Here is a 14,717-nt window from a genome sequence, read left to right on the forward strand (position 1 = left end):
CTATCCCCTGGGTCCCGGCTTGGCCAGCTCGTACACCGTCTTACCCCGCAGCCTGAACAAGTCGGCCGCGTGATACAGGCTTTCGGAATGGCCGGCGAAAAGAAGGCCATGCGATTCAAGCAGGGGCACGAAACGGGACAGAATGCCGTACTGAGTTTCTTTGTCGAAATAAATCATTACGTTGCGGCAAAATATGGCATCGAACTTTCCGTCCACGGGCCAATAATTATCTAGCAGGTTTAACTGCTTAAAATTAATCAAATCACGCAACTCCGGACGCACACGGACCAAGCCTTCCTGAGTTCCCCTGCCTCTGAGAAAATAACGTTTCAGGGTTTCCGCCGGCAGTTTCTCCACCCTATCCATGGCATAAACACCCGTTCGTGCCTTATCGAGCACATTGGTATCGATATCGGTTGCGATGATTTCCACGGGCGGAGCATAGGTTCCGAAGGCTTCCACCATGGTCATGGCCATGGTATAGGGCTCCTCGCCGGTGGACGATGCCGAACACCACAGCCGTAGGGGTCGCTTATTTAAGGACTTCACATGCTCCGCCAGTACCGGAAAATGGTGCTGTTCTCGAAAGAACGAGGTCAGATTGGTCGTCAGCGCGTTGACGAACGCCTCCCATTCATCACCACCATCCTCGGTATTCAGGTAAGACAAATACTCCCGAAAGCTGAGTATACCGTGGGTACGCAAGCGCCTGCTCAGGCGAGCATAGACCATATCTTGCTTATGCTCGTTTAGTGCGATTCCGGTGCGCTGGTATAGTAACTCCCTGATGCGCTCAAAGTCCTGCGCCGTAAAGTCGAACTCCTTACTCGGTCCGCGTGATGACATAACAAAGAATCCTGGTCGTTTTTCGATAAATACCCTATCGAATATCTGCTCGTAAAGCGCTTTGCAAAAAGGGCCAAAAGTATTGGCCGTCCACACACATCGATCTGTTATTGCGAGGCTCTGTCGCCTAATTTTTGGGTATATTTCCCAAGAAATTGCCGCCATCCTGCTACTAAAGATTAATCTCCTGTAATGCTATTCCGACGCGTATCCGTCTGGTGCTTCCGCAATGTATTTAAGCGTCTGCCTTGAAAAAGAACGCATATTAACGTCAGGCTGGGACATAAAAACGGAAGGCCCTTGACTTGCCTTGCCACTTTGAACGGCCAACCATGGCACCTGGAGGAGACCCCGGATCACCGGAAAGTACCACGGCGCTATGCGGGCCGAACCGCCCGTCGGAGTAACGGCATCCGGTGGGATCAAGAAGGGACTTGCCGTTCTGCCCAAGCGTTGGAAAGCGTCGAGCCAACGTTCACCTGGATCGCTTCCTTTTCATCGGAAATCGCGAGTTTAGGCGGCGGCATGCTCGATCAAGGCCATGTCTTCCGCTGACATCAGGCGTTCGATGTCCATCAGGATGATCATCCGCTCATCCACCGTACCGAGGCCGTTGATATATTGCGTATCCAAGGCCGTGCCCAACTCGGGCGCCGGACGTATTTGCTCCGGTGTCAGAGTAATCACGTCGGACACCCCATCCACGACCATGCCGATGACCCTCCCGGCTAGGTTCAGCACGATAACCACGGTAAATTCGTTATAGACGACATTGCCCAGGTTGAATTTGATGCGCATGTCGACGATAGGCACGATGGCGCCGCGCAAATTGATCACGCCCTTGATGAAGTCGGGCGCATTGGCGATGCGCGTGACCGTGTCGTAACCCCGTATTTCCTGCACGGTGAGTATGTCGATACCGTACTCTTCATCACCCAAGGTGAAGGTGAGGCATTCCCTTCCACCGCTAATGCCGGCTGCTGTTTCTGATTTTTCGTGCATGGCAAAATCTCGTTATTAGACGTTGTAGTAGTGATGGATTGATGAGACCTTCACGAAAATCCGCATGCGTCTGCCGGATTTCGCAAAACGTGTTCGGAGCGCGTTGCAGGCCCACAAATCAGTGCGTTTTCCAGTATCGATACGCCTCGACGGGTCAATCGAGCACTAGGGCCACGGTCTTCTAGGCGCCGAGAGCACCGGCCCATTGGGACTCGGATTCACGCGAAACCGTTTCGGCGACACCCTGCTCTCGCTCCGGTTGCAATTCTTCTTCCTCGTCGTCGTCCAACGTCGTCCCTGCGGCGAAATTCTTGCTCAGCCGAACCATACCGGTGATATCGATGATGAGCGCGACGCGTCCGTCACCCATGATGGTCGCCCCCGATATGCCCGGAACTTTGCGGTAGTTGGACTCCAAGCTCTTGATGACGACCTGATGCTGACCCAGCAGTTCGTCGACCAGCAATGCCGCCCTCACACCGTCGGCCTCCACTATCATCAGGGTTCCGCGTTCCGGCTTGCGGGTACGCGGGCGTATCTTGAAAATCTGGTACAGGGCCACGAGCGGCAGGTATTCGCCACGCACATGTACCACACGTCCCTCACCCACCACGGACTTGACGTCCTCGGCCTTGGGCTGCAATGACTCGATGATGCTGGTGAGTGGGATGATGAAGGTTTCGCTGCCGACGGCGATGGAAAGACCGTCGAGTATGGCCAGTGTCAGCGGCAGACGTATGGTCATGGTGGTACCTGCGCCATAGACCGAGTCGATTTCCACCCGCCCACCGAGGGACTCGATATTGCGCTTGACCACATCCATCCCAACGCCGCGTCCCGAAACATCGGTAATGACTTCGGCGGTCGAGAACCCGGGCGCCATGATGAGTCCCCATACCTCCTGATCCGTCATGGCGTCAGAAACATTCAGGCCGCGCTCGCGAGCCTTGGCCAGGAGTTTTGCGCGGTCGAGACCCGCGCCGTCGTCCTGGACCTCGATGACGACATTGCCTCCCTGATGGAAGGCTCTTAGCGTGAGGTTACCCTTGGGGTCCTTGCCCTTGGCGATGCGTTCTTCCGGCATCTCGATGCCGTGGTCCAGACTGTTGCGCACGAGATGGGTCAAAGGGTCGGTGATTTTTTCTATCAATCCCTTGTCCAGTTCGGTCGCCTCACCCTGGGTCCTGAAATTGACCTCTTTCTTCAATTTACCGGCCAAATCCCTGACCATCCGCGGAAAGCGGCTGAAGACGAAGCTCATGGGCATCATGCGGATCGACATCACCGCTTCCTGCAAATCGCGGGTGTTCCGCTCCAGTTGAGCGATGCCTTCGTGCAGGCTCTCATGCAGCACCGGATCGATCCGGGACGCGGTCTGTTTCAACATGGCCTGGGTGATGACCAGTTCGCCGGCCAGATTGATGAGTTGATCGACTTTTTCGATGTTGACCCGGATGGATGTATCCGCGTGGGCGGCAGGCTGAACTTTGACCGCCTCGGTTTTTTTGGCCGGAGCCGATTCCTGAACCTTGCCCGGTTCGGTCTTGACTGCCGGTGACGCTGCGGGCGAGGAGGCCACAGATTGGACCGGCGGCGTGACATCGACAAAAAAGCCGAAGTCCTTGCCTTCTTCCGTGTGTTCCGTGGAAACAGTTTCCACACTGGGAAGGGGCTGGGGATGCGCTGCTTGAGCGCTCTGGCCGGGCTCTGCGGCCCCGACCGGACTGATCTCGTATTGCTCGGGCTGAACGAAGAACGCGAAGGCTTCGCGCACTTCGTCGACCGAAGACGGCTGGGTAATGCGGAAGTGGGCCTGCGCCCCCTGATCCAGTACTTCGAGCGTACCTAGGCTCTTGAGCGTATCGATGAGGAAATCGAATGGCGCGGGATCCCCCAACGGGTTGCCTACACGCGAGAAGCGGATATCGTAGGCGTCCGGGGCCGCCGCGTCTGCCATGGAGCCATCGGCGGCGGATGCAGCCGCTGGCCGGTCTTGTGAAAGAAGATGGAGTTTCTCGCTGATGCCCTTAATCACGTCCTCTTCCACCGGGGCGGCGCCTTGGCGGGCCGCCACCATGCCCTTGAGCACGTCGGTCGCGTGCAGAAAGGCTTCGACCATTTCCTCCCGCAACTGCAGTTCGCCCTTGCGCAAACGGTCCAGCAAGGTTTCCAGGATGTGCGTGACCTCGGTCATGTCGTTGAAACCGAACATCCCGCTGCCGCCCTTGATCGAATGAGCCGAGCGGAAAATGGCATTCAGATGGTCCAGATCGGGCGCCTCGACATCCAGTTCCAGCAACAAGCTTTCCATGGTATCCAGATGTTCGGACGCCTCGTCGAAGAAGGTCTGGTAGAACTCGCTTAGCTCGATGCTCATAACAAAATACTCGCAGTATTAAGGGCGTCGCCGGATTTTCCGGGCGCCTCGGTAGCCGTCGAATCACAGGGAAGGGAAAGAGGCCAGACGCTAAACCCTCGCGTCCTCAGCCCATCACTTTTTTTATGACCTGGATGAGTTTGGCGGGATCGAATGGCTTCACCATCCAGCCCGTGGCGCCCGCCGCCTTGCCTTGGGCTTTCATCACGTCGCTGGACTCGGTCGTCAACATCAATATCGGAATGTGCGCGTACTGAGGCAGAGCTCTCAAAGAGCGTATGAGCGTCAATCCGTCCATGCGGGGCATGTTCTGGTCGGTCAGGACCAAGCCGACGGCATTCGACGTGGCCTTTTCCAAGCCGTCCACCCCGTCGGTGGCTTCGATCACCTCGTAGCCGGCACTTTTCAGCGTAAAGCTGACCATCTTTCGGATCGACGGCGAGTCATCCACCGCGAGTATAGTTTTGGTCATAATCCGAATCTCTCCTGATGTTGGCCCGCATCATCTGGATCTGAAACGGGCGACTGAAGCTTAGAACAATTCTATGTCTCCGGCCTCGCATTGGCCCTGGGATACCGGACCGACGCCACGCTCGTCGGCGGTCTCACCATGCCTTTCCACCGCAGCCCGGCCGGCATGTAAAAACTCCGCAAATTCCGGGCGGGTAATCGAAGCCTCGACGATTTCATTCAACAGCTCGCCCATATCGGCAACGCGCCGGGTCACATGGTCGAGCAACTGATGCGTCATGTCCTGAAACTGGAGGGAACGGAGCGCCGCGTTGAGATCGTCGGCCAGGCGTTCATGCAGATTCGTCGTCGGATCGGTCGCGCGCTTCGCCGCCCCCTCTTGCGGGAGCGGGATGTCCAGCGCATCGTGTATCGCGGTGAAACTACGGGTCAGTGTGACTATGGCGTCCTCGAGCAAGGCCTGGGTCCGGTTCACCTCGTGCTCGATGCAGTGGAACTGGGTTTGCAACTCCATGCTCAGATGGACGAGCAGTTCGCGCGTCTGCGCTTCTTCCTCGTACCGTCCGAACGATGGCGGGAACGGGCCTTCCTGAGCGGTGCTGGTCATGGACGTTGCGCCTAGGCAATTTAAATACGCCCGAAATTTAGCAGGGTTTCAGTTTTTTTCGCGGAGGGACGTAGAAAATCCGGGGGACGGGATCACATGCGCCAAACCAGCAAGCGAGTGCGCCGTCGGTCATCCAGGACCACGGTCCGGGTGGGCGGAACCCCCGGAACGTCGAAGCTATTGCTGATCAGCAGGGTACCCGGACGCATTTCTTGGCGCGCTTTTACCCAAAGCATCGGCATTGGATCCGGCGAAAGGAATACATAGACGACATCGTAGTCCGCGAGATTCATCCTGCGGATATCGTCGTAGCGTATGGCGGCATTGCGCCTCCCCAGCAAGCGGATGCGACTGATCAGCCAGGGCAAGGGCGCGGACTCGACGCCGCAAATATAGGAATCCTGCCGGACCGAAGCCAGATAGGCCACCAGCCCGCCCAAACCGCAGCCGAGATCGATGAAACGAATCCCCTCCTGCCGGGGTAACAATTCCTGCAGCCTGCGCCACGTGAGACGATTCGATAAATAAAGGGGGACTCGATCGCCCGCGCTGTGGCGAAACGCCAGCCACAACAGCAGGAAACCGGCGAGAAACAGGGCAGACGGCGCTCGCAGGCTCAAAGCCATCAGCAAGGCCGGACCGAACACCGCTTGCAGCGGCAGCCACCAAACCGGCAAGCCCAGCGCCAGGGCCATGAGCACGGCCGCCGTGGCCTGAACGGCGACCACCACCTCCGGAGCGAACGCCACACCCAGGCTGGCCGCGGTTCGCGCGGTCAAATAAGCCGAGAGAACCGCGAGCCCCTGTGCCGATAAAGCCTTAAGCCAAACCGGCAATGTCACTGCGAAACGCCGCTAAGGCTTGGCGCTGGGCGGCGCAACGCTCGCGGGTGGGGCCGGCGGAGCGGTACGCGATGGCTCCACCGCCTTGCCATAGCCCGGCGTCAGGGCAGCGCGGTTGATCGGACTGCCCGACGACACGTCGACCTTGCGTCCGTTGCCCAATATCGCGTCGACGGTTTCCTTGTTCATGACGATGATGGCGATGCGTCGGTTGATCGGATCGGACGGGTGATCTTTGACCAGGGCCACGCTGGATGCGAGCCCTATCACCCGCATGATCTTTTCTTCCTTCAGTCCACCACGCACCAGCTCCTTGCGCGCGGCGTTGGCGCGGTCCGCCGACAGCTCCCAGTTGGTATAGCCGGCTCCTGAGCCGGGAAACGGCGTCGCATCGGTGTGTCCGGTGATACTGATGCGGTTGGGAAGCTCGTTGATCACCGGCGCGATCTGATCGAGGATTTGCGCCGCGTAAGGTTCCATGCGGGCGCTTGCGAGTGCGAACATGGGCCTCTTTTCCTGATCGATGATTTGTATGCGCAAGCCCTCGGCCGTGATGTCGATCTTGATCTGGTTGTCGAATTGTTGCAGCAGCGGATTGGTTTTGATCAGCGCCTGTATTTTTTGCTCCAGCTGTTCGAGGTTTTTCTCGTCCTCGATGATGGCCTGAGTGTCCGCCTCGCTGGCTTCGATCATTTGCTCGCGTTTGCCCTCATTGGTCATCTTGACCTGCCCGTCGGACTGCGTGATGTCGTCGCCGCCGCCCTTGATGATGCTCACGGTGTCGCCGGCCGCTTCGCCACCCGACAATGAGGGCTTCCACGGATCCTTGAAATATTCGGCGATTCCTCTCAGTTTCTTCTGATCGACGCTGCCCAACAGCCATAACAACAGGAAGAAGGCCATCATGGCGGTCACGAAATCGGCATAAGCCAATTTCCAGGCGCCACCGTGAGCGCCATGTCCGCCTTTCTTGATTTTCTTGATGATGATGGGCTGATTCGATTCCGACATGGCATGGGGCTCGCTAAAACATGAGGAAAACCTAAGCTATTTGTTCGCCTTGAGATGTTGCTCCAGTTCTTCGAATCCGGGTCTATCGCGCGAGAAAATCACCTTGCGCCCGAACTCCACCGCGGTGGGCGGCGCATATCCGTTGATGCTGGCGATCAGGGCCGCTTTGATGCTCTGGTAATACTTGGTGGATTCGTCCAGTTTTTGCTGCAGGTTTCCGGTCAGCGGCGCGACGAAGGCATAGGCGATCAGGATACCCAGAAAAGTTCCGACCAGCGCCGCGGCAATCAAGCCCCCCAGCACGTTTTGCGGCTGATCCAAGGACTCCATCGTGTGCACCACCCCCATGACCGCGGCGACGATGCCGAATGCAGGCAGGCCGTCGGCCAAACGTGCCAAAGCCGCGATGGGTTCGTAACCTTCTTCATGATGGGTTTCGATGTCGATATCCATCAGATTCTCGATCTGGTGCACATCGAGGCTGCCGCTGGCCATCAACCGAAGATAATCGGTGATGAACTCGGTGGCGTGGTGGTCGGCCAACACCCGGGGCGCGACTTTGAAAACTTCGCTGTTTTCCGGACGTTCGATATCGGACTCGATGGACAACAGGCCGTTCTGCCTGATCTTGTAGAAAATCTTGTTCAGCAGGGTCAACGTCTCCAGATAGAAATCCTTGTTGTACTTGGAGCTTTTGAACACCTGCCCGACCCCGCTCAGGGCAGCCTTGAGCACTTTTGGGCTGTTCGCAACGACGAAACCGCCCAATGCGCCGCCGAGTATGATGAGAACCTCGAACGGTTGGATGAGGATGCCTATGTGACCTCCGGCGCCCAGATATCCACCCAGAATGCCGCCGATGGCGACGAGGTAACCGATGATGGGAAACATAGTGATCTTACTCTGACAGAAGGCTGCGGAATGGCGCCTGAAAGCTTCCGGCGTCGAGGCGGAGCCGCCAAGTCTAACGCATATATGCCATAGCGCCAGAACTACGGCGCACCGTGCGGATCAACCTGGCCCCGCCGCAGGCAGCCAAAACCAAACCCGGCCGAACTTCGCAAGCGGGCTCCGCGCGCAAGCCCGGGAAGCGCCGGTCCAGGCGCTCAAACCAAGCTCATGTTCAGCAGCAAAACCTCGATCTCCTCCGTGATTTCCTCCTGGCGCAGCGCATTGCATTCCCGATCCAACTCGTCCAGGCGGTTGTCGAGGCGATGCACGGCGCTGCCCAGATGCTGTATGCGCAACTGGTTTTCCGCTTGAAGCGAGGCGCACGCGATCCGATGCAGCAGTGCCAAGAGATAATACTCACCGAACTCGGCCAGCAACGGGGCCGGCGGGAGGTTGATGACCGGCGGCTGATCGCGGGGCGTAAAATCGCCGGCTTGAAGATCGAGATAAAGCGGCAGCAAGCGCCGCTCGGTCACGCCGGCTTCCGGCTCGTGGTACAGCGCGGTCAATCCATACGGCCCCTGGTCCGGCAATTCGCCCAGGGTTTGCACCAGTCTTTCCAACACGATGCCGATTTCTTCCGCCATGCTGGCGCCGTCCAGCGCCGCCAGCACACGCGGGTCGTCTTCCAGACGTGTATACAGACGCTGCCCGACCGCGATGCAGCGGGCGTCCGGACCCAGCGTGTCGAACTCGACGCGCAAGGCCTCGTTGAAACCGCCGCAAAAACCGCGCTCGGCACCGAACAGGACATGAACTTCGCTGTTCGGCTGCTGCGTGTGTGGCAGGGGATGGTGAGCCAGCAGGTCCGATGCAGCCCGGCGCAAGTCGTCCACCAGGACGCGCTGATTGGCATGGTGACGCTCCAGCTTGCGGATTTCCATCAGCGCCAGGTTCTTCATCGCGTCCATGATGTCGCGCACCTCGCCCAAGGTATGGCGATGCGCTTCGAGCGCGTGGCGCCGGCTCATGCGTTCTCGCTCGAACCCAGCCAGCTCCGGACGGATTTCTGCCAAGCCTCGCGGGAGTCCGACAGATTCAGGCCGGAGCGGCAGGCGCCCTTTTCCAGCTGGCTTAACAATGGTGGCAAGTCCTTGGGGTCGACGGCGTTCAAATGCCCGTCGTTGAACGCCACCAGCCAGGCCATCTGGCATTCGATGGAGAGGGGCACCAACCTGTCCTGCTTGAGTAGCTCCCGGAGCACCCGCCCGGAACGGATGATGTTTTCCATCGAGGCTTCCAGGCGGGCGCCGAAACGGGTGAAGGTTTCCAGCTCGAGAAATTGCAGATAGGCCAGTTTCATACTCGTCGCCTCGCGCTTGACGGCCGGATGCTGCGCCGCACCGCCGATGCGGGAAACCGAGCGGCCGATGTCGATGGCTGGCCGCACTCCGCTGACGAACAGCGCGCGGTCCAGGTAGATCTGTCCGTCGGTGATGGAGATGAGATTGGTCGGCACGTAGGCGGCGATTTCGCCTTGCTGGGTTTCCACGATGGGCAGGGCGGTCATGCTACCGCCGCCGTGCGCGGCATTGAGACAGGTGGACCGCTCCAGCAAACGGGCATGAACCGAGAAAATATCGCCCGGATAAGCCTCGCGGCCCGGCGGGCGCTTGAGCAGCAGCGAGAGCTCACGATAATTGCGGGCATGAGCGGACAGGTCGTCGTAGATCACCAGGGTGTCCCTGCCTTGTTCCATCCAGTATTCCGCGATCGCGCAGCCGGCGAATGGCGCCAAATGCTTGAGCCCCGGCAAGGCCGCAGCCTCCGCCACCACCACCGTGGTATAGGACAAGGCTTCGTAGTGACGCAGGGTTTCGATGGTCTGGACCACGCTCGAGCGCTTCTGGCCGATCAGCACGTAGACACAGTAAACGCCCTTGCCGCGCTGGTGGATGACGGTATCCAGCGCCAGCGAACTGCGCCCCAGTCCCTCGTCGCCGACGATGAGCTGACGCTGGCCCTTGCCGATGGGCACCAGGGTATCGATGACCTTGATGCCGGTATACAAGGGACGATGCACGAAATCGCGCGCAACGATGGGCGGGGAACGGCTCTCCAGCCGGCGCCGGCCTTGTGATTCCGGCGCCGGCTGGCCGTCCAAGGGGAATCCCAGGGGATCGACGGCGCGGCCCAGCAAGCCGTCGCCCACCGGGATGTGCAGGCTGCGTTGGGTGAGCCAGGCGCGGGTGCCGGCGGACAAAGTATCGCTCTCGTGCAGCAAGACCGCACCCAACAGTTCCCGGCCCAGATCGAACACTACGGCACGGCTGCCGTCCTCGAAGGTCACCAAGTCGTCCATGGCGGCGGAAGGCAAGCCGACGATCCACACGATGCCGTCGCCCACCGACGCCACCTGTCCGACTTCGCGCACCCGCAAGCCGAAGCGGTAATCACCCAGCCAGGCGGATAAGCGGGCGAGCGGGCCCGCCGCTTCAGCGGCCATCGTGGGCGAAATCGGCGAAATGCTGGAGTTCGTCGCGCAGGCTGGCATCCAGGGTCCAGGGCGGTGCGGAAATTTTCAGCCCGGCGAGCAGGCTTTGATCCTGCCGGAATTGCACGCTACAGCTAGAACCCGCGAGTTCATCCAGCGCCAGTTGCAGCCGCTTGCGTTGGCTTTCCGATAAGTCATAGGCGCCGGTGACTTCCACAGCGGGATTGCCATCGCGCCAGCCCGCCTTGAGTTCGGCGCGGCGTGTTTCCGGCAAGGCGTGCAGGTCTTCGATGAACATGTCCACCAGGCGATCGTGCAATTCGGGGCCGGATAGCCGTTCCAATAGTGTCGCGCAAAATCCGGCACCCCGGTCTATGGCCTGTTCTTCCAACCGTTGTAATAACTCCGCACGCTGGGTCTGTTCGGTGACGCGGGTTTTCTCCAGCTCGACGGCCAGCGCATTTTTGGTGGCCAGCAACTCCCGCTGGCGTTCGGCTTCCAACTCCCGGCGCAAAGCTTCCCGTGCCGCCTGCTTTTCCTTGTCCCAGTCGGCCAGGCGGTTTTCGTATTGTGTTTTCAGCGCCTGCGCTTGGGCCTCCTTGTCGGCGGCGACCGCCAAGCTGTGTTCGATGGCGGCCCGGCGCTGGGCGATGACGTCCAGAACCGGCTGATAGAGCAGCCGCTTGAGCAGCCAGACCAGGACCAGGAAATTGAAGATTTCCAGCGCAAGCGTGCTCCAATCCAGTTCCATGGCTTATTTCACCAGGTATTCCAGTAGCGGATTGCGGAACAGTACGATGAGCACGATCACCAGGCAGTAGATCGCCAGCGATTCGATCATGGCCAGGCCTATGAACAAGGTGCGCATGATGGAGCGCTCGGCCTCGGGCTGCCGGGCCAATGCTTCCATGGCGGCGGTGATGGCCTTGCCCATGGCAATGGCGGGCAGCATGACACCCAGGCAGATGCCGGCGACGGCGGCCACGGTGGAGAAGGTGACGAAGGAACTCAAATCGGGCATGGATTACTCCTCCGTAGATAAGTGCTGTTCTTGCGATTGCATGGCCCCGGCCAGATAGATCAAGGCCAGTATGCCGAAAATATAAGCCTGCACCAGGGCTTCCACGATGTGCAGCATGAGTATGGGCACCGGTGCCAGGAAGCCGGCGACCAGCAGGATCAACGCGGCGGCGATTTCCAGGCTCATGATGTTGCCGAACAGACGGATGGCCAGGGCGATGGTGCGGGTGATTTCGCCGATGAGGTGGAACGGCAGGAGTATCGGGCTGGGCGAGAGATAGTGGCGCAGATAGCGGCGGAATCCCAAGGCACGGATGCCGAACCAGTGCACCGACAGGAAGACCACGACCGCCAGGGCGGCCGTCGCCGAAAGATCGCGGTTGGGAGAAAAACCATGGGGGATCAATCCCGCCAGATTGGACGCCACCAGATAGATCCATAGCGTGGCGATGAAGGGCAGGATCCGCTCCGCATGCTGCGGTGCCACCGCGCGCACGGCCTCGTCCATGGCGGCAACGATGCCTTCCACCGCCGTCTGTCGGCCACCAGGAACGATCGTCAGCCGACGCGTCGACAGGAAGGCCAGGACGACCAGCAGCGCCATCACCGCCCAGGTCATGACCACCGTAGCGCTGACATGCAGGAAACCGATGCTGAACAGGATGGGTGACTCGAGTTCCACAGCCTACTCCTGGATCGACCGGTAAACGTTATAGGCGCCGACGATCACGCCCAGGAGGATGAAGCCCACGGTCCAGCGGACCGAATAGCCTGAGCTGAAACCGTCTAGCCAAAGGCCCAGGTAGGCGCCGAGCACCACCGGGATGCCCATCATCAACCCCAAGGAACCGACGAACAGCGTCTGGGCGAGCAAGGTTTTCCGCTCCCGCTCGGCCTTGCGCATACGCCCGGCCTGCTTTTCCACCTGTTGCTGCAAACGCTTGGACGGGTTCATAAGCCTCTCCCCTGCTGGCCGATTTGCCATAGACGCTTGAGAAACTCATCCTCCATGCGCCGCAGATGGGCCTTCATGGTCTCCAACTGCCTTTCCTCCGCCAGCAGTTCGTCCGTCAGCCGTCGGCTCACCCTCTCGTAGTCATCGTCGATCAGATAACGGCGCGTATCGAGCCGTAGCGCATTGTCGCAAAAATAAACCACGGCTCCCGGCACCGCCAGGTAATGCCACAGTCCGTCCACCCGACGGTAGCGCGCCAGCCCGAATACCAGCACGGTGAGAAATCGTGCATGTCCCGCCCAGATGGAAAAACTGCCGCTCGCATCCTGTCCCACGAAGGCTTCCACGTCCGCCACGGTTTCCGCATGGGTGGCGTCACGCAACTGGAGGGTAAAGGTTTTCATGGCGAGGAGATTATCACCCGCCGAGGCCACGAGTAAGTTGCCGTTTACATGATGCCGCGAACCCCGTCCAGGGAGGCCGCCCGGCAAGCGGAGAACGCCGGGATCGCCAGGTCGGCCGTTGATGCCTGGGAAAAGGACGCTCAGAGACTCTGATTTGTAACCCGCCTGGCGTCCCGCTTGTATTAGGGATGCGAGATGATTGAGGATGCGACAATTGCGCGGCAGTTGCGGACCTCCGGGCCGCCCGGCGGGCAGCCGGGGCGGAACGCCTCTCCGGCCCGACGCCACACTTTCGCTCCGTAAACTTGAAACCGAAAGCCCTATGCAGTCCATCATCCCTGCCAAAGACGAACTCCTGTTCCTGCCTCTCGGCGGTACCGGCGAGATCGGTATGAATCTGACGCTGTACGGCCACGACGGGGCCTGGATCGCGGTCGATCTCGGCATCACCTTCGGCGGCGACGACTTTCCCGACCACCCGGTGATGATGGCCGACCCCGCCTTTATCGCAGCCCGGCGCGAGCGCCTCGCCGGCATCATCCTGACGCACGGCCATGAAGACCATATCGGCGCACTGCCTTATCTCTGGCAAAAGCTGCGCTGCCCCATCTACGCGACACCCTTCACGGCGGCCCTGGTCCGATCCAAGCTCGTCAGCACCGGCAGCGACGATGCGCCGCTGGTCGAAGTCGCCTTGGGTGCGCGCGTTCAGGTAGGTCCTTTCTCGGTCGAATACGTCACCATGACGCACTCCATACCGGAACCCAATGCGTTGTTGATCAAAACATCCGAAGGCGCCGTCCTGCATACCGGCGACTGGAAACTCGACGACCGCCCGGTGGTGGGACGCGGCTACGATCATCCCAGACTCGTCGCCCTGCGGCGTGAGCCCCTGCTGGCGATGGTATGCGACTCCACCAATGCGGTCGTCCCCGGCCATACCGGCTCCGAGGGCAGCCTGTTCGAGCCGCTGCTCAGGCTGGGGGAACAGGCGACGGGACGCATCTTGGTGACGGCATTCGCCAGCAATATCGCCCGCCTGGTGACCCTGGCACGGGTCGCCGGCACGCTGGGACGGCGTTTTGGCGTGGTCGGTCAGGCCATGGAACGGATGGTGGCCGTCGCCCGCGGCACCGGCTACTGGCCGGGCGATTTGCCCGAACTGCTCGACGGGCGCCATCTGGGCCATTTGCCTCCGGCGGAAGTCTTCGCCGTTTGCACCGGCAGCCAGGGCGAGGCGAATGCGGCGCTCACGCGCATCAGCCAGGACATGCACCGCGACCTGTTATTGGATCCGGGCGACACGGTGATTTTTTCCTCCCGGGTGATACCCGGTAACGAGGGCGCGGTCGAGCGTATCTATAGGCGCCTGCGTGCGCTCGGCATTCATGTCCTCACCGATCATGACGCACCCATCCACGTCTCCGGCCATCCGGCAGAAGAGGACTTGCGCCGGCTTTATAACTGGGTGCAGCCGCCGCTGGTGATCCCGGTGCACGGCACCCCGCGGCACCTCGCCGCCAACGCAGAAATCGCGGCCGCCTGTCACGTCCCGCATACCGCCATCGTCGAGAACGGCGCGCTTTGCCGCCTGAGCCGAGGGGGGCTGCAGAGGCTAGGCCAAATCGATACCGGAAGGCTCAGCGTGCGGCCGGACGGCCGTTTGGCGCCGGTATTGCCGGACGTCCTGCAGGAAATGCGCGCTCGGGTTCATTGATGCTCGCGGTCCTCGACCTCGAGCCGATCGGAGGCTTCGAACGGCGCCACGAAATTTCGCGCCGGGGTCGTTATACTGGC

At 60.2% G+C, this 14,717-nt stretch carries 16 protein-coding genes; 1 reads left to right on the plus strand and 15 read right to left on the minus strand.

Going from position 1 to position 14,717, the window contains the following annotated elements; all coding sequences use genetic code 11:
- The 15 genes from JWZ97_RS07855 to JWZ97_RS07925 all read right to left on the minus strand — a co-directional run bounded on the left by JWZ97_RS07855 (nucleotide 1) and on the right by JWZ97_RS07925 (nucleotide 12,920).
- Nucleotides 1-942, minus strand: coding sequence for a CheR family methyltransferase (locus JWZ97_RS07855; RefSeq protein ID WP_240342536.1), 942 nt, complete (start codon nucleotides 940-942; stop codon nucleotides 1-3).
- 417 nt (nucleotides 943-1,359) lie between these two features.
- Complete coding sequence (locus tag JWZ97_RS07860) at nucleotides 1,360-1,848, minus strand: chemotaxis protein CheW (protein ID WP_205434217.1); 489 nt, start codon at nucleotides 1,846-1,848, stop codon at nucleotides 1,360-1,362.
- 181 nt (nucleotides 1,849-2,029) lie between these two features.
- Nucleotides 2,030-4,225 (minus strand): chemotaxis protein CheW, encoded by a 2,196-nt coding sequence (locus JWZ97_RS07865; protein WP_205434218.1) that lies wholly within the window; start codon nucleotides 4,223-4,225, stop codon nucleotides 2,030-2,032.
- 106 nt (nucleotides 4,226-4,331) lie between these two features.
- A complete protein-coding gene (locus JWZ97_RS07870; protein ID WP_205434219.1) occupies nucleotides 4,332-4,697 on the minus strand; it encodes a response regulator in 366 nt (121 codons plus the stop codon).
- 60 nt (nucleotides 4,698-4,757) lie between these two features.
- Nucleotides 4,758-5,303, minus strand: coding sequence for a hypothetical protein (locus JWZ97_RS07875; RefSeq protein ID WP_205434220.1), 546 nt, complete (start codon nucleotides 5,301-5,303; stop codon nucleotides 4,758-4,760).
- Nucleotides 5,304-5,395: 92 nt separating this feature from the next.
- Nucleotides 5,396-6,082, minus strand: coding sequence for a protein-L-isoaspartate O-methyltransferase (locus JWZ97_RS07880; RefSeq protein WP_240342537.1), 687 nt, complete (start codon nucleotides 6,080-6,082; stop codon nucleotides 5,396-5,398).
- Nucleotides 6,083-6,157: 75 nt separating this feature from the next.
- Nucleotides 6,158-7,156 carry a flagellar motor protein MotB gene (gene motB, locus JWZ97_RS07885; RefSeq protein WP_205434221.1) on the minus strand — a complete coding sequence of 333 codons (999 nt, stop codon included), beginning with the start codon at nucleotides 7,154-7,156 and terminating at the stop codon, nucleotides 6,158-6,160.
- A 36-nt stretch (nucleotides 7,157-7,192) separates the two neighbouring features.
- Nucleotides 7,193-8,047, minus strand: coding sequence for a flagellar motor stator protein MotA (gene motA / locus JWZ97_RS07890; RefSeq protein ID WP_205434222.1), 855 nt, complete (start codon nucleotides 8,045-8,047; stop codon nucleotides 7,193-7,195).
- A gap of 215 nt (nucleotides 8,048-8,262) precedes the next feature.
- A complete protein-coding gene (locus JWZ97_RS07895; RefSeq protein ID WP_205434223.1) occupies nucleotides 8,263-9,078 on the minus strand; it encodes a FoF1 ATP synthase subunit gamma in 816 nt (271 codons plus the stop codon).
- On the minus strand, nucleotides 9,075-10,553 hold the full coding sequence (locus JWZ97_RS07900) for a F0F1 ATP synthase subunit alpha (protein WP_240342538.1): 1,479 nt from the start codon (nucleotides 10,551-10,553) through the stop codon (nucleotides 9,075-9,077). The genes JWZ97_RS07895 and JWZ97_RS07900 overlap by 4 nt, the downstream gene beginning before the upstream one ends.
- A complete protein-coding gene (locus tag JWZ97_RS07905) occupies nucleotides 10,543-11,292 on the minus strand; it encodes a F0F1 ATP synthase subunit delta (RefSeq protein ID WP_205434225.1) in 750 nt (249 codons plus the stop codon). Before JWZ97_RS07905 ends, JWZ97_RS07900 begins: the two co-directional genes overlap by 11 nt.
- Before the next feature lie 3 nt (nucleotides 11,293-11,295).
- Nucleotides 11,296-11,562, minus strand: coding sequence for an ATP synthase F0 subunit C (gene atpE, locus JWZ97_RS07910; RefSeq protein ID WP_205434226.1), 267 nt, complete (start codon nucleotides 11,560-11,562; stop codon nucleotides 11,296-11,298).
- A gap of 3 nt (nucleotides 11,563-11,565) precedes the next feature.
- Entirely contained in the window at nucleotides 11,566-12,243 is a 678-nt protein-coding gene (locus JWZ97_RS07915) for a F0F1 ATP synthase subunit A (RefSeq protein ID WP_205434227.1), read from the minus strand.
- Between the two features lie 3 nt (nucleotides 12,244-12,246).
- Nucleotides 12,247-12,516 carry an AtpZ/AtpI family protein gene (locus JWZ97_RS07920; protein ID WP_205434228.1) on the minus strand — a complete coding sequence of 90 codons (270 nt, stop codon included), beginning with the start codon at nucleotides 12,514-12,516 and terminating at the stop codon, nucleotides 12,247-12,249.
- Nucleotides 12,513-12,920: a F0F1 ATP synthase subunit epsilon gene (locus JWZ97_RS07925; protein ID WP_205434229.1), complete on the minus strand. Its 408-nt coding sequence runs from the start codon at nucleotides 12,918-12,920 to the stop codon at nucleotides 12,513-12,515. The genes JWZ97_RS07920 and JWZ97_RS07925 overlap by 4 nt, the downstream gene beginning before the upstream one ends.
- Nucleotides 12,921-13,242: 322 nt before the next feature.
- Here JWZ97_RS07925 and JWZ97_RS07930 point away from each other — a divergent pair, with 322 nt between their 5' ends.
- Nucleotides 13,243-14,637, plus strand: a complete 1,395-nt coding sequence (locus JWZ97_RS07930) for a ribonuclease J (RefSeq protein WP_240342539.1) — start codon at nucleotides 13,243-13,245, stop codon at nucleotides 14,635-14,637.
- Nucleotides 14,638-14,717: the final 80 nt, after the last annotated feature.

The organism is Methylococcus sp. EFPC2, assembly GCF_016925495.1.
In the GTDB taxonomy this organism is placed as follows: Bacteria; Pseudomonadota; Gammaproteobacteria; order Methylococcales; family Methylococcaceae; genus EFPC2.